This window comes from Cytobacillus mangrovibacter (assembly GCF_042865275.1).
Taxonomy (GTDB): domain Bacteria; phylum Bacillota; class Bacilli; order Bacillales; family Cytobacillaceae; genus Cytobacillus; species Cytobacillus mangrovibacter.
On record NZ_JBIACJ010000004.1, the window covers coordinates 127099 to 144792 of the forward strand.

Here is a 17694-nt window from a genome sequence, read left to right on the forward strand (position 1 = left end):
GAAGATGATGTATTTAGACTGTTTTGTTGGAACAATGAAAAGTACATTCGGTATTGATGTAAAAAAAGATGATATAGGTTATGAAGCCTATGATTTCTTTCATGAAGAAGTAGATGATTTACTCATTCCAGCGGAACACTTAGAAAAGCTACCTGACCCATTGCTCATAGAAGCACTTTCGTATGTGGATGATGTAGGGTATGAGTGGATTGCTTGTTATGTACTGGACAAGAAAACGAAAAAGAAACTTTATGAAGTTTGGATAAGGAACGGGGAACAAATTTCCTGTGAGATGTATGTCGATTAGCTAAACCTCAAAGCGAGATTCACGACATTTCTTTCTGCAATCTTACGGCAAAACTAAAAGGAATAGAATCATGATTTGTAGGACGTATGAGCGGCAAAGAACTGCAATGATTTTCGTATGAAAAAACTACCGCCATTATTATATAACTGTCGTGAGCTGGCTAGGAAAGGAATAGGGAAATGAATACAAGAAAAACGTAAAAGGCTATTGGTGTATAACTGCATACATCAATAGCCTTTTTTCATTATTGGAGGTGAAACAATCTTGGAGATAGCTGAGTTTAGTCAATGGCTCTTTACAGAGGGCAAAGCAGACAAAACAATCGAGTCCTATGTGAACGATGTCAAAGGATTCCAATCATATTTGCATGAGAAATTGAATGATGTTCCAATCCTATCCCGCTTCTCATTTGTGAGATACAAGGAACATCTGATGAAGGAGGGCTATGCTGTTTCAACGATTAACAAAAAGATTAATAGCCTAAAGGTTTACAACGATTTTCTAAGAACCAAAGGAGTCATAGGCGAATCATTCGTTCAGTTGAAACGAGATAGAATTAAAATCGCTGCTGGAAGTGAGGACGATGTAGAAGCTCTTTCGGAGGAACAGGTGGAACAATTGCTATTTTACGTTGAAAACAGAAGCAAAGTTAGCACTCGTAACAAGCTGATTGTGTATTTACTGCTCTATACGGGTGTAAGGGTTAGCGAATTAGTTGGAATCAAGATAGGAGACATTGACTTCCTGACGAATCAATTGACGGTGATTGGAAAAGGCGGAAAGAGACGTGAAATCGGCCTTAGACAGGATGTGCTTCAATTAGTAAGGGAGTATGTGAAGGAAGAGCGTTCTGGGTCTAATTTCAGCCATAGCGACTATTTGTTAGTGAGCCAACGGGCAGAAAAAATGCATCGTGATGCAGTGAGGGATTGGTTAGCAAAGGTTTCAAAAGAACTAGGATTCAAATTACATCCGCATTTGTTTCGTCATACGTTCTGTACAAGGCTTTTGAAAAAAGGTGTAGACCTTACAACTGTAAGCAAGCTGGCAGGACATTCCACTGTGAATATGACAGCAAGGTTTTACATCCAAACGACTAAGCAAGAGAAGATGGATGCGGTCAATCTATTATAAGGGCGGTGGGAAAATGTTTGAAAGGGACAAACCAAGATATGCAACGCAAAAAATAGCATCAAACGTAAGTGATGAAATACAGATACTTCTTTGGAGAATAATGGACAGCCGAAGGAACAATCAGGAACTATTGGACTACTTACAAGTGTTTCATCTTCAAAGAAGCGGTGACATGCAAAGGATTACAAACAAGCAGGAACAGCCACCAATGGAAATGGTTGTACGATTAGAACTGGAAGCAAGTCAACCTATTGATATAACTATTTGGATTATGGATGCTGGTTCCCATTGTATCATGCTGTTTCCAAGTGACTACTGATTGGAGGGGAAAGGGATGGATACTAAGCATATTCTTATCATCAAAAAAGTGGTATGTGCTATTTTAGTGATCGCTTTAGAAGAATTGTCCAAGAAGAATAGATGGTAAATTGCGAAGCAATTTGTTTCTATAATGAACAAGAATCCATTGCAGGTTCTTGTTTTTTTTGAAACCCTCTTGACCTCCTAATGAAGAGTCAGAAGTGAAAGTAGGGACGCTTTGATGCTACTGACGCTACGATAGGTTCTTTAGTGGTTGCCTAGTGCTTTGAATTATTTTTGAATATAAAATGTGTCTAAATTGTGACATGCGGTATCGGTTAGTCACTAAGCCTAAACGTTTGAAAGATAAATTGATAGCTAGAAAAAAGAAAAAAAGTAAAAAATCATGATTTGGAATTTGAAAATTTCAAACGGGGAGACTTAACGACTAAGTATAAACGTCTGGAAAAATATTTTTTTGAAGTGGCTTGAAGTCTTGATAAATAAGGATTTTGTCGATTTGTGTTATTTTTTTGGATGTTTTAGTATGTCTCTTGTAAGAAAGATAACTAAAACTTATTTCAAAAAATAAATCTCAATAGGAGGGATATTAAGTGAATAAAAGTCAATCATTATTAATTCGAAAATCAGACAGAAACAAGTATTACTTATCAGAAGGGATGCATAATGGAAGAATTTTTTCGGTAGAAGTTAAAGAGTTTGATAGTATCTATCACGATTCGGGAAAACGGAATGCTCTTAATATCAAAGTAGAATTTATTAAACCGAATGGTGAATTTGTCTATTTGTATTACGCTCCAACCATCACATGGTCTGAAAAAGGAAAATTTATGAAAATGCTTCATGACTTAGATGTTGTTCCAGCGGAAGGTGTTGAGCTAGACGTTAATGCACTAATAGGTATGAAGGTAACAGCTACGATTGAAAATGTGGAACGTGACGATGTTGTTTATAGCAATATTGTAAGAATCCAAAAGAGAGGTAATGGTACTCAAGCTAAGGTATCGAATGATGAAGAAAGTGAGATGCTGAAGCAACTGTTTAATGTTGATGATATTGACTTTGGTGACATGTAATACCCTAACGAAGCAACAGTACCGACTATAGCGGCGATGGTTGCTATAGTCCTTACTGACGCTATACGAGACAAAATAAAAAGGAGTCTAACGAAAAATGACACATACAGAAGCAAAAACAACAGAAGAAATGATTATTGAATCTCTTTCTATTTTAAAACGTGAAGTCGATGTAACAGAATTACGTATCCTGAAAACAACAAAAGGTACAGTTAGTGGCTACTTTAACGATTCCCAACGATTTGCTGAAGATGCTGAGGAATACGATGGAAATGTTCCAGCGATTTATTTTACGCTAAATCCAGTGAAGCCCGACTTATTTTCAAGAGCGGCAAATCGTAGTGTACAAAGGGCTAAACAGACAACAACTGATGCGGACATTGAATGCAGACGTTGGTTTCCTATTGATTTTGACCCCGAACGTCCAAAGGGTATTTCATCAACAGATGAAGAACACCAAGCTGCCCATGCAATGGCAAAAGAAGTACAACATTTTTTGGCAGAAAAAGGCTGGAGCGAACCTGTTGTAGCAGATAGCGGCAACGGTGCTCATCTATTATATCCTATTGACCTTCCAAACGATGATGAGAGTACCATGGTTATCAAATCCGCATTAGAAGCATTAGATTTTCTGTTTAGTAATGAAACAGTCAATGTCGATAAGGGTGTCTACAATGCCGCTCGAATTTGGAAGCTCTATGGCACGATGGCTTGTAAAGGTGACCATACAGATGAACGACCACATCGGTTATCTCAAATACTGTCTTATCCAAAAGAACAGAAAGTGGTATCAATAGAACAATTACAGGCTTTAGCTTCCATGTGTCCATCCATTGCTCACAAAGGAAAATCAACTTCTAAAAAGAGCAATACAGAAGTAGGGTTCAATCTCGAAGAATTTATTGAAAAACATGGGTTGGATGTTGCTTTTTCCGCTCCATGGCAAAAGACAGCAACAAAGTATGTGCTATCAACTTGTCCTTGGAATGAAAGTCATACGAATAGAAGTGCGGTTATTATCCAGTTTGAAAATGGGGCTATTGCGGCTAAATGCCATCATAATAGCTGTTCAGAAGAAAATTGGCAAACCCTACGGAAGAAGTTTGAACCTAATTGGAACCCATCACCAAATGAAGAAGAATCAAAAAAGGAATCACAAGCAGATATTTTGATTCGGGAAAGTGATGAAGCTGAATTTTTCCAAAATGATTTGGGAGAAGCCTTTGCAGCGGTAACCATTAAGGGTCATAGGGAAGTATTAAAAGTGAAGAGTAAGAAATTCAAAATGTGGCTAACGAAGCAATATTATGATGCTACGAAAAAAGCTCCAACGAGTGATGCAATGAATCAAGCACTTGGTGTCATAGAAATGAAAGCTGCTTTTGAAGGAGATGACCATCATTTACATTTACGAGTAGCTGAAAAAAATGGTGCTTTTTATTATGACCTAGCAAATGAGGATTGGAGTGTTGTAAAAGTAGAGAATGGAACTTGTCATGTATTGCATGAACCCCCAATTCTCTTTACTCGCAATAAGAATATGAAAGCACAAGTATTGCCTGATTTTACAGGTGATTTTAGAAGAAATTTAAAAAAAATACTAAATCATGTACGAATAAAAAATGAAGATGACCAAATTCTTTATCTCATCTATCTCGTGACATGCCTTATTCCGAGTATTCCTCATGCTGTACTTGTATTCAGTGGGGAAAAAGGAGCGTCCAAGTCCACCTCTATGAGATTAACACGACAAGTCGTTGACCCAGCCGTACAAGATTTGTTAACGATGCCTAATAGTTTACAAGATTTGGCGATATCTTTAGCTAATAACTATATGCCATCTTTTGATAACTTGGATGGTCTGTCAGCTGAAAAAAGCGACCTTTTATGTATTACCTCTACAGGTGGTGCATTTAGTAAGAGAACATTATTCACAGACGATGATGAAACACTACTTGAACTTCGGCGTTGTGTTGTATTGACAGGTATCAATGTAGTGGTTACAAGGGCTGATTTGATAGACCGTTCCATCATTATTGAATTAGACCGTATTCCAGAAAATGAACGGAAGGAAGAACGAGAAGTGTGGGAAGCATTTGAAAAGGATAGAGCTTGTATTGTAGGTGGAGCACTGCAGGCTCTGGCAGATGCTATGAAAATTTTCCCTAATGTAAAATTAGACAAGCTTCCTAGAATGGCAGATTTTACTCACTGGGGCTATGCGATAGCGGAAGCCTTAGGTATTGGAGGAGAACGATTTTTACAAGCCTATCGTAAAAATCGTAATCAATCCAATGAAGAAGCCATTTCTTCACATCCTGTAGCAGCTACAATTGTTGCTCTTATGAGAAATAATCAAACTTGGTCAGGTTCCATTTCAAGTTTGTTAAGTGAACTAGAACGTATAGCCGAACATGAAAAAATTAATACCAAAGTCAAAAACTTCCCGAAAGCGGCTCACATATTAAGCAGAAGGCTAAAAGAAGTGAAGTCCAATTTAGAAGATGTAGGGATTACATTTGAAATCCGACACGCAGGGGATTTCAAAAAGATTTCTATTCAAAAGTCTGGTAGCAATGTTGTCCCAATTCGTCCTCAACAAGGGAAGTTGAAGCTTACAGGAACTGATTCAAATGGAATCACAGATATTGAACTTTCAGAAGGTTACGATGAATTTGATTGGTAATCATCTACTTGTACTAACAGTAGCGTCAGTAACGGAAATAGGGTTGCTACTGACGCTATGTGAGGCTACTTTTACCCGAATCAAAACAAGAATCCAAAATTATATTATTACCTTGATTAATCAGAAAGGGGATATTGATATGTTATTCATGGAATCGGTTGAACAGTTTGGAAAATATCAAGCAAACATTGAACGGAGTCCAGTTACTATTAAAGCCTATCATGAGGATTTGATGCTTTTGAACCGTTATCTTGAAGTGAAGTACAACAGTCCAGTTTATCTTGAGGATATTATACAAGAAGATGTGGAGGAGTATCTATATTATCTAAAAGAGGTCAAAGGTTACCAACCGATTAGTAGGAAACGTGTGTTAGGAAGCATGCGGTCATTCTTTGGCTATGCCTACAAAAGCGAATGGTGCGACAAGAATGTTACAGCAAGACTAGAGCCAATCAAATGCCAACAAAAAGAGCGGCAGTATCTTTCTGAAAAAGAGGTCAATCAGTTTGTGGATGCTATACAACACAAATTGATTCGTTTAGTGGCACAAACTCTTTATTATACTGGAATGCGTATTTCGGAATGTCTACACCTTCAAGTGGATGATGTCGATTTAGAAGGAAATCTAATTCACATTAGGCATGGAAAGGGAAACAAAGACCGCTTTGTTCCAATCAACTCAAAATTAAAGGAGTTGCTTGTGGATTATACAGAGAATTGGAGAGTGAACTCAGACTATTTCTTTGCCACAAGAAATACAGGTACACTTTCAAAAACTAGGGTAGCAAAGGTATTTAGGGATACGAATCAAGCATTAGGATGGAAAAAGAATGTAACTGCACACATTCTTCGTCATTCTTTTGCTTCTAAGCTTGTTCAAAACGATGTTCACTTAGTTAAGATTTCAAAGTTGCTTGGTCATAGCAGTTTAAAAACAACGAGTATTTATGTTCATAGCAACATGGATGATTTGAAAGATGCAGTTAACACGCTGTAAAGGAGGGATAACTAATGGCTAATGCAGAAGTATTACAACCGATTTATGAAGATAAGGTTAAAAAGATACTGCAATTATTAGGTGATGGTTTTTCTAGGGAAGAAGTAGCTGAACAGTTTCAGTATGCAACCTACCGCTCAATGGATAGCTATATGAGTCGTAAGAATTTTGTTTGGGACAAGAAAAAAGGAACGTATATACCAGCAGATGCTAGAAAAGCGTCAATTGAAACAATAGTGAATTTTCCATCCGATAGAGTTCGAAGAATTGTAATGGAATTGAATAAAGAAGGAGCGGATTTAAAGGAGGTTGCATTGAAGGTAGGATTCCAAAGTCATTTAGAAATGGCTTCTTATATGAAATCAAAAGGGTTTGAATGGTCACAGGAAGCAAGGAATTATCTCTCTGCTTCCTCAACAATGCCTAGTGATGAGGAGGGTATTTCTACTGGCAGTAATGACGCTTCATTAGAGGATTCTCATTCTATTGGCTTTGGAGGTGTTGAACAATTCCTGCCTTTACTTGAATGGTTAGCAATGAACAAGGAAGGCTTACAAAGCCTTTTAGGAGCGACAGTAGCGTCAGGACAAATCCCACGCTTTACATTATCAGGTACGTTCGTTACAAAATCCGTTCACATGACGAACACATTAGACTTAATGGTTCGAGATTTTAGCAAGGAAAAGAACATCAATCAGCGAGAGATTTTTGAGGTAGCATTGATTGAGTTCTTCCAGAAGTATGGTTATGAGCGAGAAGTTGAGACACTATTACAGCAAAATGCCTAGCCAATGGATTACAAATGGAGGAAATGAAGAACAGTTCTAATGGTTTCCTAATGAACTGCTGTTTTTCATTCTTCCATTTTTTTATGATTTCCTAATGTTTTGGAACTGGTTCTTTCCATTAAATATGGTTTTCCTAATGATGTACCTTCACTTTCTGTAATTTCCTTGAGTCACATAGGTTTCTTGAATAGGGAGATTTTTGATTTTGGAGGTTGCTTTTCGTCAGTTGAACAGTGCGGCAGGTGCACAATCAAAATCTATGGAGAAATTATCTTCTGGGCTTCGTATTAACAAAGCTGGAGATGATGCAGCAGGTCTAGCAATCTCTGAGAAAATGCGTGCACAGGTTCGTGGTTTGGACCAGGCTTCTAAAAATGCACAAGATGGTATTTCTTTAGTACAAACTGCTGAAGGTGCCTTAAACGAAACACAAAATATTCTTCAACGTATGCGTGAATTAGCTGTACAAGCTGCTAACGACACTAACAATAGTGATGACCGTAATGCAATTCAATCTGAAATTAAACAGTTAACTTCAGAAGTCAACCGTATCGGTAATACGACACAATTTAACACTAAGAATTTATTAGATGGTTCTGTTTCTGTTTCAGATAAATATAGTGCATTTGCACAAGGTTCAAATCAATTATCAGCAACAGTTGAAATCATTGCTACTGATAAAAAAGCTGAGGTTTTAACAGCAACTTTACCAGCTTCTTTATCATTTACTGCGGACACTAATGCAAATGTAACTGCAAAAAGTGCTACTGCAGCTGATTTATCTAATGGTTTAGCAGGAACTATTACAATGTCTCAGGATATAGAGACTGGGTTTAACGAATTGGTTCTTAAAGTTGATGGAACAACTTATCAATTAAGCGGTGCTAATGCACTAGCTGATACAACATCAGGGACAACAACAGGTACTGCTTTGATAAGTGATATCAATGCCAAATTATCTGCTGCTGGAGCAAATGCAACAGCTGAAATAAAAGATGGTAAAATCTCAATTAAATCAAATAATGCTGGTTCTGATGGTTCTGTAGAGATTATAGGTGGTGGAGCTGCTACAGCATTGTTTGGAGCTGACTGGAGTACTACAGCTGAAAAAGTAGCTGGCCTTGATGACAATCGAACACTAACATTTGATGTTGGTGGAGTATCGAAGTCAATTACGTTATCAGCTGGAACGAAAAGTATTGATGATCTAGTAACTGAGTTAAATACTGCACTCGATACACAAGTAGGTGGGGCGGGTGTATCTATAACAAAAGAAGGTAATAGATTAAAAGTTGTAAATGAAAATGCCGGATCTACTGGAACATTCAGTAACTTTGGTGGTACAGCTGCACAGGCTTTAGGTTTTACAAATGCAACAATTACTAATGGTAAAGATACGAATAATACTATGCGTTTTGTTGTAGAAGGTAATAATGTTGATGTAACACTTGGTGCAGGTACTTATAGTAAAGATCAAATTGCAAGTTTAATTGAATCCGAAATTAACACTCAATATTCTGGAAAAGATGTTAATGTAGAATTAACTAGTGGTAATGCACTTAAAATTAGTAGTGGAGAAGAAGGAACTGCTGGATCAGTGACTATAGATACTTCAGGTCAGTATGCTGCAGGTGCTTCAGCTTTAGGATTTGATGGTACAGATGTTACAGATGCAGGTAGCAATGGCAATTCTGATGACTTAAAAATGCAAATTGGTGCAAATAATGCACAAACAATGAGTATTTCAATTAGCGATATGAGAGCAAAATCACTAGGAATTTCTGGTTCTGCAGATGCAGCACAAGGTGTAGTAGCTAATTCAAAATTCGCAGGAGCTAATAATGTTACTAACGGTACTAATAATAGTAATGTGGAAGCTTCACTTGATGTATCATCTGTTGAAACTGCAACTGCTGCAATTGAGGTACTAGATAAAGCCATTAACAAAGTTTCTGAAGAACGTTCTAAATTAGGTTCTTATACAAATCGCTTAGACCATACAATTAACAACTTAGGTACATCTTCTGAAAACCTAACTGCTGCGGAATCTCGTATTCGTGACGTAGACATGGCGAAAGAAATGATGAACCAAACTAAGAATTCTATTCTTTCGCAAGCAGCACAAGCAATGTTGGCTCAAGCGAACCAGCAACCACAAGGAGTATTACAACTTCTTCGTTAATTTGATAAATTTATTAAAAGCCCTTGGCATTTTGCCAAGGGTTTTAGTATAGGAGGGGTGAAATGGAGTTCAATGATTCATTAATTAAAAAATACTTAAGTAGAGACTTGGAAAAAGAAATAGAAGAAGAAAATCAAATGAAAGAATTATTCCAAATCGTTATGCTTGATTTAGGCTTCCCTCCCTCAGATACATTGTTTCCAAAAGAAATGAAGTACATTTTAGATTTGTACTCTTCATACAATGGAAATAATAACGAGTTACTGAAAGAGGAAATTACTAACTTTTTAATAGGCTGCTACAATGAAAAAGAACTAAATATTCTGTTGCAATACTGGGAGAAACAAATCATTTGTCAAAACAGAATTCACATTTTACGTGAAGCAATACAAGGACACATCATGGGGTTATATAATCTAACAGTTCCGACTATGCTAAGTCAAATTGAAGGCATAATAGCTGAAGGATATAATCACGTGGGACATATGACAGTAAAGATTCAAAAGCAATATATTTCGGATTTATTAAGTTGTACAGATACTGGCTCTTTTGATAGCACAATAAATGAGTATTTCCTTAATACAATTTTAGTGGGTTTTGAACATGGTAAAGAAATTAAATCAGATTTAAGTAGACATGCAATTTTACATGGTGCTGATACAAGTTTTGGAACCCAAATTAATTCCTTAAAATGTATATTGGTATTTGATTATCTTCTTTATAATCTCAAAGAGGTGTAAATTAAGTCACGGTCACAGCGACGCCTCGAATAATCTTGTTTCACAGAGTTGTTCCGCAAATTGTAATTAGAAAAGTAGATAGTGTCCCGAAATTCCTCCTAATCACAGCCAGTGGCCGTGGCTTCTCTTTTCTTCCTATTAATTATAATTATTATACAGAACGTATGTTTCTGTTTAGGCGTAGTTGGTGTATAATCTATATAAAGGATGTGATAAACTAATGGTAATGAACGTGGTTTACGAAAAGCCACCTGAATATTTTGCTGTTGATTATGATGGTCTATGGAAGAAGCTGATTTTTGAGTTATTTGAAGAGTTTGTCTTGTTTTTTGCTTCTGATTTGTATGAGGTGGTTGATTTTACGAAGGAACCCGAATTTTTGCAGCAAGAGCTATTTCAGGAAATTATTGATGAAAAGAAAGGCAAACTAGTTGCCGATCAAATTGTGAAGGTTTTTCTAAAGAGCGGTGAGGAAAAGTGGTTGCTAATTCATGTAGAAGTACAGGGAAATCACGATATGGATTTTGCCAAAAGAATGTTTCGTTATTATTATCGCATATTTGATAAATATGACCACGATATTGTCGCTATTGCTTTATTGACCGATGACTCTAAACACTCTCATCCTAACATGTATAAACATTCGTCTTTCGGAACAACGTTAACTTATGAATTCAATCAATATCAATTTGCTACTCAAAATGAGGAAGAGCTTATTCGTTCTAGCAATCCATTCGCTATAGCCGTATTAGCAGCGAATTATGCCAATGTAACAAAAAATGATAATGAAAAACGCCTGCGCTTTAAACGAAGATTAATTAAGTTAATTTTACAAAGGATTGACTTTTCCCCAGAAGAACACCGCATATATGTATCTGCACTAATTTACTTTATAGACTACCTATTGCAAATTCCAAATGAATTAACACAAAAGTTACGAAACGAAATAAATCTCACAAAGGAGGAGATAGAAATGATGTATCTAGATCGGAAAAACCTGCCTCCAACGTTCGGTGAATTAATGAGGCAGGAGAGAAATGAAGGAAGAGAAAAAGGTAGACAAGAAGGGAAAAGTGAAGGGATAAGAGAGGCTAGGAAGAGTATGGCACTAAAGTTAATTCAAGAGGAGTTTACCGATTATCAAATTGCAAAGCTGACTGAATTGTCATTAGCCGAAATAAAAAAACTACGGATGAATTAATTACCTCAATTTCACGGATTAGTAAGCTGTTTGGAGGGGGGAAGAGAGATGAACAAAGACGAACTAGATCACAAAAAGTTCCTTGAAGAACAGCTTGAATGGTGTAAGAAACAAGACCGAATTTTTGGGGGAATTGACATGAAACTTTCTGAAATGAAAAAGATAGCGGAGTATGCCCTTCAACATGAACTTACTTCAGCAGAAATTGAAGATCTGAATGTGCAATTAAGCGAATTGAAAAATGAAGTAGATTCCTTAGAAAAGCAGTTGCATTCTAGTGTTGTTCATTAATAAGTGGCAAGGCGCTAATTGTAATAAGAGAATTTGATAGGAGGTTTTCAATATGGACGTTGCTCTTATGTCGATGGCATTAAGCCAAGGCCAAGTTCAGCAGCAAGCATCGATTTCAGTAATGAAAAAGGCAATGGATCAAGCAGAAGGAAATGTTGAGTTTATTAATAAGATGATGGGAGAAGCAAACCTGCAAGCTCTTCAGCACGCTGCACAGCCGCATCTTGGAGGGAATATTGACCTAAAAGGATAGAAAAGCAGATGAGTAGCCATTATGGTTACTCTTTTTCTTTTGTATTCTGATATTAACCATTTAGTTCCGCTAAATAATCTATAGTTTGTACCGATATAACCAATAAGAGATTTGTTTGAGGAGGCAATGCAATGATTGAGAATGTAGCAAGTCATCGTTTTTCTTCACAACAACAGACAGAACTTCAAAAGTTAATAAGAGGAGATCAAGTTAATGAGGTAATGAAGCAACCGCTTGATTCTCCATCAGAACAGCAAAAGCCAATTAATCCAAAAGAAATTGAGAATATTGTCAATGGGATAAATGAGTTTCTTCAACCGTCACATACATCATTAAAGTTCGAATTTCATGATGAACTGAAAGAATATTATGTGGCAGTTGTTGATGATCAGACAAAAGAAGTTGTGAAAGAAATTCCACCGAAGAAGCTATTAGACTTCTATGCAGCCATGACTGAATTTGTGGGTTTAATGATAGATAAAAAGATATAAAGAGGTGTAATGCATGCGTATTGGTGGGTTAGCAAGTGGAATGGATATTGATACGATTGTTAAAGACTTAATGAAGGCAGAACGGATGCCATTAGATAAGCTGAAACAGAACAAACAAGTGCTGGAATGGCAACGTGATGATTATCGGTCAATCAATACATTGCTATTAAACTTTCGTTCAGAATTAACGAATATGCGTTTATCGTCTACGTATCGTGTGAGGACAACAACGTCGACTGATGATGCAAAGATAACGGCAACAGCAACAAGTGCAGCTGGGCAGGGTACATATAGTATATCGAAAGTAACTCAGCTTGCGACGGCAGCTTCAAAAGTGAATGCTGGAAAAATATCGGGTGATAAAAAAATTGATGCTGGTAAGAGTTTATTTGATAGTAAAGAGGGGTTTGCCTCTACTGAATTCGGCTGGAAAATAGGTAGCGTTGAAAGCCAGACGATTAATGTTAAGGAAGCAGGGAAAAAAGCAAAGGTAAGTCTAAATGAAGGGGCTGAAATTAAACTTTCTGAAATTACAGCTGATCCACCTGTACCTATATCTGAAATTATTAGTATTAAGGTGAATGGAAAATCATATGAAGTCATTCCAAGTACTACAGCATTTGACTCATCGAAGACAAATCAAGTACAGGTTGATTCGGACGGAAATCTTAATTTTCAAGAATCAATTCCAGCAAACAGCACAATTAAAGCAGAATATATTGCTGATAAAAAACTAGAAACGTTTAAGTTTTCAGAAGACCAAGCTGGTTTTCAACTAATGAAGGGTTCAATAACAGAAGTCTCTATTGAAGTTAATGGAAAAACGTATACAAACATTACTAAAGATGGAAAGAGTTCCCTAACTCTATATGACGGAGAAAAGGAGATCGGTTCAATTGAACTTGCAACAGGAAAAGTAACGTTTAATAATCCTAAAGAGTTAAATATCCAGAAAGATACTGAAGTAACCGTAAAATATCAGCAGAACTACTTCACATTCGGTTTACAAACGGATACATCAAAAGGAAAAATAAATGAAACTTTCTTTGTCCAAGGTTCAGAATCATTGAACCAAGTCATTACGAAAGTCAATAGTTCTAGTGCTGGTGTCACAATGTTTTACGATTCATTTTCGGATCAAGTGACATTAACTCGTTCAGAACAAGGGAATTTTGGGAATGGTGATCAGATTGTCACGACTGGAGACTTTTTGAATAGTGTACTAAGGTTTGATAACCCTAAAGCAGTAGATAGCGGCCAAAACGCCAAGTTCACAATAAATGGTCTGGAGACAGAACGAAACTCCAACACCTTTACAATGAACGGTGTTACTTTTACCTTAAAACAAACATTTAATTCTGGAGCTGTCGACATATCCATTAATAATGACTCTGCTAAAGTATTCGACAATATTAAAGGATTTGTTGAGAAATACAATACATTAATTGGCGAGATGAATAAGAAGCTATCGGAAGATCGCTATCGTGCCTATACTCCATTAACGGATGAGCAACGTGAGAGCTTATCTGATAAGCAGCAGGAACAGTGGGAAGAGAAAGCCAAGAGCGGTTTATTAAAGAGAGACCCGATTTTATCACAGGCCCTATCAAGTATGAGGATGAACTTCTATGCCCCTGTCCAAAATGATGGAATTAATCCACTGTATAAACAATTAGCGAGTATTGGGATCACGACAACATCCAACTATTTAGATGGCGGAAGGCTGGAGATTAACGAGGCAGAATTGAAAAAGGCGATTGAGGCAGATCCAGATGCAGTAGAGAAGCTGTTCAATGCAACAGGTACGACGGAAAGTCAAAAAGGGATTGCCCAGCGGCTAACGGATTCTGTTAATGGAGTGATGGATAAGCTGAAAGAAAAAGCAGGGAATGCGTTTTCTACAAACCAGCAGTTTGCGCTTGGCAGAAATTTGGATAATGTGAATAGTCGAATTGATCGATTTGAAGATCGTTTGAAGCAAGTTGAGGATCGCTATTGGCGTCAGTTCACTGCAATGGAAAAAGCCATTCAAAGAGCGAATCAGCAGTCAGCGCAACTGATGCAGCAATTTAGTAGTGGTTCTTGATTTATCTAGCAATTAAGGAGTGTTTATCCATGTCAATGAATAACCCTTATCAATCATATCAGCAAAATGCCGTGAATACGGCCTCAGTGGGTGATCTTACACTCATGCTTTATAACGGATGTATTAAATTTATTCATTTGGCGAAGAAAGCAATAAACGACGGCAATGTCGAAGTGAAAAATGTTAATATCCAAAAGGCACAAAATATTATCAAGGAATTAATGGTCACCTTAAATATGGATATTGAGGTTTCGAAAAATTTAATGTCTCTTTACGACTATATCAATCGCCGCTTAATCGAAGCGAATGTAAAGAATGATGCAGCTATTTTAGAAGAGGTTGAGAATTTTGTTTTAGACTTTCGGGACACTTGGAAGCAAGTCATTCAAATTAACCGTCAAAAGCAATATGCAGAAAGTGGGCAGGCTTAATGTCTGCTCTTCTCAACTATTATCAGAAAACCAAGCAGTTAATTGAGACCTTTTCGAATATGAAAGATGATGAATGGGAGCTGAAAATGGAACAGAGTGAAGCGGTTTTTTTAGAAAGAGACAAGCTTCTTCAACAAATAGCCCCTCCCTTTTCAGATGAAGACCAAGTGCTTTTCGAAAAGATTCAACAGCTTGAGAAAGCATTAGAATCGCATATGAAAAATGAAAAGCTATCGATTCATAAAAATATCAAACGTTTAACAGAAACAAAAGAAAGCTCGAATAAGTATAACAATCCGTATGAGCATATGAATACAGATGGTATGTTCTATGATAAGAGAAATTAGGCAGCTTATTGATAAAAAAGCAGGTAAAGGAAAATCATTCATTTTCTTTACCTGTTTTTTCATGTTTTTAGGAGAGTTTGGGCTAATGTGTGTTTTCTAAGCAAAACTATACTTCTCCACATCTTCTTCTACCTCATTCACAAAACCTTCTATCCTCAACGACGACTCCCTTCGCAAATCAACGAACCCATTCCGCATTCTCACCAATGGCTGATAAGGCTCATTCTCATGAATAAACACGATTTGCGCTTGCTCCCCATTACTTAATACAACTTTTTGAAATAGATTTTGCTGCATCATGTATTTAACAAAGGGGATAACGATTGCTGGGTTTAATCGATTATTATGCGCCTCTTCTATAAGGCTATAAATGGTGGTGAAGTTTGCTTTATTCTCATCATGTTGATGGTTCATATATATTGTGTTGAAATGGTCAGCTGTTGAAATAATTTGAACAAAGAAGGGGATGCTTCCCTCTTTTCGTTGGTTTGGGTAGCCACTTCCATTAATACGCTCGTGATGTAGAAGAGCAGCTAGCGGGATGAGCCGATTTAATCCTGGGATTGTTTTCAATTGCTTGTATCCTATTTCAGTATGCTTCTGTACTTGTTGGCGTTCATCGGGGGTGAGTGTCCCTTTTTTTTCGGTAAGGCTCTTGTTAATTCCTAGCATTCCGATTTCGTGAAATAGCCCCATGTTGGCAAGCAATAAGCAATCGCTTTTCTTATATCCTAGTAGTTTCCCGATGATTGCGGAGAGAATTCCAACATTGATGCTATGCTGGTATAATTGTTCTTCCTTTTTTCCTACGGTATGAATAACCTTTAATATGGAAAAGTCGCAAAGGGACAATTCAATAAGCGAATGATAGCGCTTGCATATTTCAGGTAAATTTATTTCATTTTTTTTATAAAAGCTTTGGAAGCTGTCTTTTATGTAGGAGTGAATGGATTGATAAGGCTTTGCACTCGGAAGATGTTTATCAACATCTTCATTAAGATCAACGGATACGGTTGTGCCAAAACGATATTTTTGTAGCAGAAGAATATGAATCTCCTTTAGTAAAGTTCCTTTTTTTAATAACAAGATGCCCTCTTCAGAGAATATATCCTCTCTGAGTGCACTTCCTACCAAGTCAAATGATATTTGTGCGTGCTCCATGTCGGATCCCCCTAACACAATATTCTAAATTTATCTATATTTGTCCTAAATTTAGCACTTTACTAGTTGGAAATATACTAAAATTATCCTCTAATGGAAAAAGGGGTAAAACGTCCTGTTCACTTGGTCCTATTGTTTTATTGACATTTTTAACAAAGGTGGTATATTAGCCACTGGATGGAATTTTTACAAAAGTTTTAATACTATTCTTTAAAGGTGATGGAATGAATTTTTCTGGAGACGATTGGCGTGTGAAAGGTAATGCTGTTTTGACGAGGTATGATTATCATAAAAATGTGTTGAAGCGTGAAGTGAATACAATTAAGACGATCACCATTCCAACTCAAGGCTATTCAATTAATCATACCGATTTAGCGGAGTGGTTTATTGAAGAGTTTTCCCCTAAGGAGCTTGAGCAGCTTCTTAATGACATCAAGCTTGTGAAAAAAAGAACAAATAATATAAAGCCATTCCTTGCAACAATTGCGGTTGGAATGTTAAGTAAGGCCGAGTGACTATAGAATACAAATTAAAACAGTGAAATGATATGAGGGAGGAGAGAACAAGACACTCCTCAATGAATATTTGCAACTCGATCCCCCTCATTAATGTGTTTTACCATTCTATTTATTATTCCTTATCAAACACTAACAATCGTTTAAAAACAGGCTCAAGATCAATTTTTATACAGTCAAACAACTCAGACTGGAGCGTGTCTGTTTTTCCATATGTTTTAGCCAATATATATTGACCGTCTTTATGAATAAATTGATCCACATAAAGATGGGTTGGATCAACAATCCAGTATTCTTTTACACCGTATCGTTCGTAAACAGCCTTTTTTCGTATTTTGTCATTGTCGCTTGTGGAAGGGGACAGAATTTCAACGATGATATCAGGAGCACCAATAATTTTTTTCTCAGTAACAATATGCAGATTTTCATTTGAAATATAAACAATATCGGGCTGAAACTCATTTTTATCATCAAATTTCACATCAATGGGCGAAGTCAGTACGAGGCCGTCTGGTGCACAAGTATCTTCTATGCATTTACATAAATAAGTGACTAATTGCTGATGCCTCACTGATGGGGCTGCCAACATTTCATAGCGAACATCCTCAATCAGCTCATAACGTTCCTCTTTCAAGTTATAAATGTCCTGCTTTTCAGCTATTTTTCCTTTTTTAGTCGACATTTTCT

At 36.8% G+C, this 17694-nt stretch carries 19 protein-coding genes; 17 read left to right on the forward strand and 2 right to left on the reverse strand.

Annotation, left to right across the window (positions count from 1 at the left end):
* Window positions 1-4 precede the first annotated feature (4 nt).
* The 16 genes from ACFYKT_RS09160 to ACFYKT_RS09235 all read left to right on the forward strand — a co-directional run bounded on the left by ACFYKT_RS09160 (window position 5) and on the right by ACFYKT_RS09235 (window position 15331).
* The gene (locus ACFYKT_RS09160) at window positions 5-307 is read left to right on the forward strand and encodes a hypothetical protein (RefSeq protein WP_389218604.1); all 303 of its coding nucleotides are present in this window, start codon (window positions 5-7) and stop codon (window positions 305-307) included.
* Between the two features lie 261 nt (window positions 308-568).
* Window positions 569-1441: a tyrosine-type recombinase/integrase gene (locus ACFYKT_RS09165; RefSeq protein ID WP_389219179.1), complete on the forward strand. Its 873-nt coding sequence runs from the start codon at window positions 569-571 to the stop codon at window positions 1439-1441.
* Between the two features lie 13 nt (window positions 1442-1454).
* Window positions 1455-1760: a DUF960 family protein gene (locus ACFYKT_RS09170; protein ID WP_389218606.1), complete on the forward strand. Its 306-nt coding sequence runs from the start codon at window positions 1455-1457 to the stop codon at window positions 1758-1760.
* A 595-nt stretch (window positions 1761-2355) separates the two neighbouring features.
* Window positions 2356-2838, forward strand: a complete 483-nt coding sequence (locus ACFYKT_RS09175; RefSeq protein WP_389218609.1) for a hypothetical protein — start codon at window positions 2356-2358, stop codon at window positions 2836-2838.
* Window positions 2839-2935: 97 nt separating this feature from the next.
* Window positions 2936-5524, forward strand: a complete 2589-nt coding sequence (locus ACFYKT_RS09180; protein WP_389218612.1) for a hypothetical protein — start codon at window positions 2936-2938, stop codon at window positions 5522-5524.
* A gap of 139 nt (window positions 5525-5663) precedes the next feature.
* Complete coding sequence (locus ACFYKT_RS09185; protein ID WP_389219181.1) at window positions 5664-6521, forward strand: tyrosine-type recombinase/integrase; 858 nt, start codon at window positions 5664-5666, stop codon at window positions 6519-6521.
* Window positions 6522-6535: 14 nt separating this feature from the next.
* On the forward strand, window positions 6536-7309 hold the full coding sequence (locus tag ACFYKT_RS09190; RefSeq protein WP_389218614.1) for a hypothetical protein: 774 nt from the start codon (window positions 6536-6538) through the stop codon (window positions 7307-7309).
* A 259-nt stretch (window positions 7310-7568) separates the two neighbouring features.
* A complete protein-coding gene (locus ACFYKT_RS09195; protein ID WP_389219183.1) occupies window positions 7569-9491 on the forward strand; it encodes a flagellin N-terminal helical domain-containing protein in 1923 nt (640 codons plus the stop codon).
* 62 nt (window positions 9492-9553) lie between these two features.
* Window positions 9554-10231, forward strand: a complete 678-nt coding sequence (locus tag ACFYKT_RS09200; RefSeq protein ID WP_389218617.1) for a hypothetical protein — start codon at window positions 9554-9556, stop codon at window positions 10229-10231.
* A 220-nt stretch (window positions 10232-10451) separates the two neighbouring features.
* On the forward strand, window positions 10452-11432 hold the full coding sequence (locus ACFYKT_RS09205; protein WP_389218620.1) for a hypothetical protein: 981 nt from the start codon (window positions 10452-10454) through the stop codon (window positions 11430-11432).
* A 48-nt stretch (window positions 11433-11480) separates the two neighbouring features.
* Window positions 11481-11723 (forward strand): hypothetical protein, encoded by a 243-nt coding sequence (locus tag ACFYKT_RS09210; protein WP_389218623.1) that lies wholly within the window; start codon window positions 11481-11483, stop codon window positions 11721-11723.
* Window positions 11724-11775: 52 nt separating this feature from the next.
* A complete protein-coding gene (locus ACFYKT_RS09215; protein WP_389218626.1) occupies window positions 11776-11976 on the forward strand; it encodes a YjfB family protein in 201 nt (66 codons plus the stop codon).
* 131 nt (window positions 11977-12107) lie between these two features.
* Window positions 12108-12467 (forward strand): flagellar protein FlaG, encoded by a 360-nt coding sequence (gene flaG / locus ACFYKT_RS09220; RefSeq protein ID WP_389218628.1) that lies wholly within the window; start codon window positions 12108-12110, stop codon window positions 12465-12467.
* Between the two features lie 13 nt (window positions 12468-12480).
* Window positions 12481-14553, forward strand: coding sequence for a flagellar filament capping protein FliD (gene fliD, locus ACFYKT_RS09225; protein WP_389218632.1), 2073 nt, complete (start codon window positions 12481-12483; stop codon window positions 14551-14553).
* 29 nt (window positions 14554-14582) lie between these two features.
* Entirely contained in the window at window positions 14583-14984 is a 402-nt protein-coding gene (gene fliS / locus ACFYKT_RS09230) for a flagellar export chaperone FliS (RefSeq protein WP_389218635.1), read from the forward strand.
* Window positions 14984-15331, forward strand: coding sequence for a flagellar protein FliT (locus tag ACFYKT_RS09235; RefSeq protein ID WP_389218638.1), 348 nt, complete (start codon window positions 14984-14986; stop codon window positions 15329-15331). The genes fliS and ACFYKT_RS09235 overlap by 1 nt, the downstream gene beginning before the upstream one ends.
* 96 nt (window positions 15332-15427) lie before the next feature.
* On the opposite strand, the gene ACFYKT_RS09240 is transcribed toward ACFYKT_RS09235, so the two are convergent.
* Entirely contained in the window at window positions 15428-16492 is a 1065-nt protein-coding gene (locus tag ACFYKT_RS09240; protein ID WP_389218641.1) for an HD-GYP domain-containing protein, read from the reverse strand.
* Between the two features lie 224 nt (window positions 16493-16716).
* Here ACFYKT_RS09240 and ACFYKT_RS09245 point away from each other — a divergent pair, with 224 nt between their 5' ends.
* Window positions 16717-17007, forward strand: coding sequence for a hypothetical protein (locus ACFYKT_RS09245; RefSeq protein ID WP_389218644.1), 291 nt, complete (start codon window positions 16717-16719; stop codon window positions 17005-17007).
* Between the two features lie 115 nt (window positions 17008-17122).
* On the opposite strand, the gene ACFYKT_RS09250 is transcribed toward ACFYKT_RS09245, so the two are convergent.
* Complete coding sequence (locus tag ACFYKT_RS09250; RefSeq protein ID WP_389218647.1) at window positions 17123-17689, reverse strand: Uma2 family endonuclease; 567 nt, start codon at window positions 17687-17689, stop codon at window positions 17123-17125.
* Window positions 17690-17694: the final 5 nt, after the last annotated feature.

What these genes read in the sequence shown, in the direction of transcription:
- ACFYKT_RS09160 (WP_389218604.1), top strand. Translation starts at nt 5, where the DNA reads ATGATGTATTTAGACTGTTTTGTTGGAACAATGAAAAGTACATTCGGT.
- ACFYKT_RS09170 (WP_389218606.1), top strand. Translation starts at nt 1,455, where the DNA reads ATGTTTGAAAGGGACAAACCAAGATATGCAACGCAAAAAATAGCATCA.
- ACFYKT_RS09180 (WP_389218612.1), top strand. Translation starts at nt 2,936, where the DNA reads ATGACACATACAGAAGCAAAAACAACAGAAGAAATGATTATTGAATCT.
- ACFYKT_RS09185 (WP_389219181.1), top strand. Translation starts at nt 5,664, where the DNA reads ATGTTATTCATGGAATCGGTTGAACAGTTTGGAAAATATCAAGCAAAC.
- ACFYKT_RS09190 (WP_389218614.1), top strand. Translation starts at nt 6,536, where the DNA reads ATGGCTAATGCAGAAGTATTACAACCGATTTATGAAGATAAGGTTAAA.
- ACFYKT_RS09195 (WP_389219183.1), top strand. Translation starts at nt 7,569, where the DNA reads ATGGAGAAATTATCTTCTGGGCTTCGTATTAACAAAGCTGGAGATGAT.
- ACFYKT_RS09200 (WP_389218617.1), top strand. Translation starts at nt 9,554, where the DNA reads ATGGAGTTCAATGATTCATTAATTAAAAAATACTTAAGTAGAGACTTG.
- ACFYKT_RS09205 (WP_389218620.1), top strand. Translation starts at nt 10,452, where the DNA reads ATGGTAATGAACGTGGTTTACGAAAAGCCACCTGAATATTTTGCTGTT.
- ACFYKT_RS09210 (WP_389218623.1), top strand. Translation starts at nt 11,481, where the DNA reads ATGAACAAAGACGAACTAGATCACAAAAAGTTCCTTGAAGAACAGCTT.
- ACFYKT_RS09215 (WP_389218626.1), top strand. Translation starts at nt 11,776, where the DNA reads ATGGACGTTGCTCTTATGTCGATGGCATTAAGCCAAGGCCAAGTTCAG.
- flaG (WP_389218628.1), top strand. Translation starts at nt 12,108, where the DNA reads ATGATTGAGAATGTAGCAAGTCATCGTTTTTCTTCACAACAACAGACA.
- fliD (WP_389218632.1), top strand. Translation starts at nt 12,481, where the DNA reads ATGCGTATTGGTGGGTTAGCAAGTGGAATGGATATTGATACGATTGTT.
- fliS (WP_389218635.1), top strand. Translation starts at nt 14,583, where the DNA reads ATGTCAATGAATAACCCTTATCAATCATATCAGCAAAATGCCGTGAAT.
- ACFYKT_RS09235 (WP_389218638.1), top strand. Translation starts at nt 14,984, where the DNA reads ATGTCTGCTCTTCTCAACTATTATCAGAAAACCAAGCAGTTAATTGAG.
- ACFYKT_RS09240 (WP_389218641.1), bottom strand. Translation starts at nt 16,492, where the DNA reads ATGGAGCACGCACAAATATCATTTGACTTGGTAGGAAGTGCACTCAGA.
- ACFYKT_RS09245 (WP_389218644.1), top strand. Translation starts at nt 16,717, where the DNA reads ATGAATTTTTCTGGAGACGATTGGCGTGTGAAAGGTAATGCTGTTTTG.
- ACFYKT_RS09250 (WP_389218647.1), bottom strand. Translation starts at nt 17,689, where the DNA reads ATGTCGACTAAAAAAGGAAAAATAGCTGAAAAGCAGGACATTTATAAC.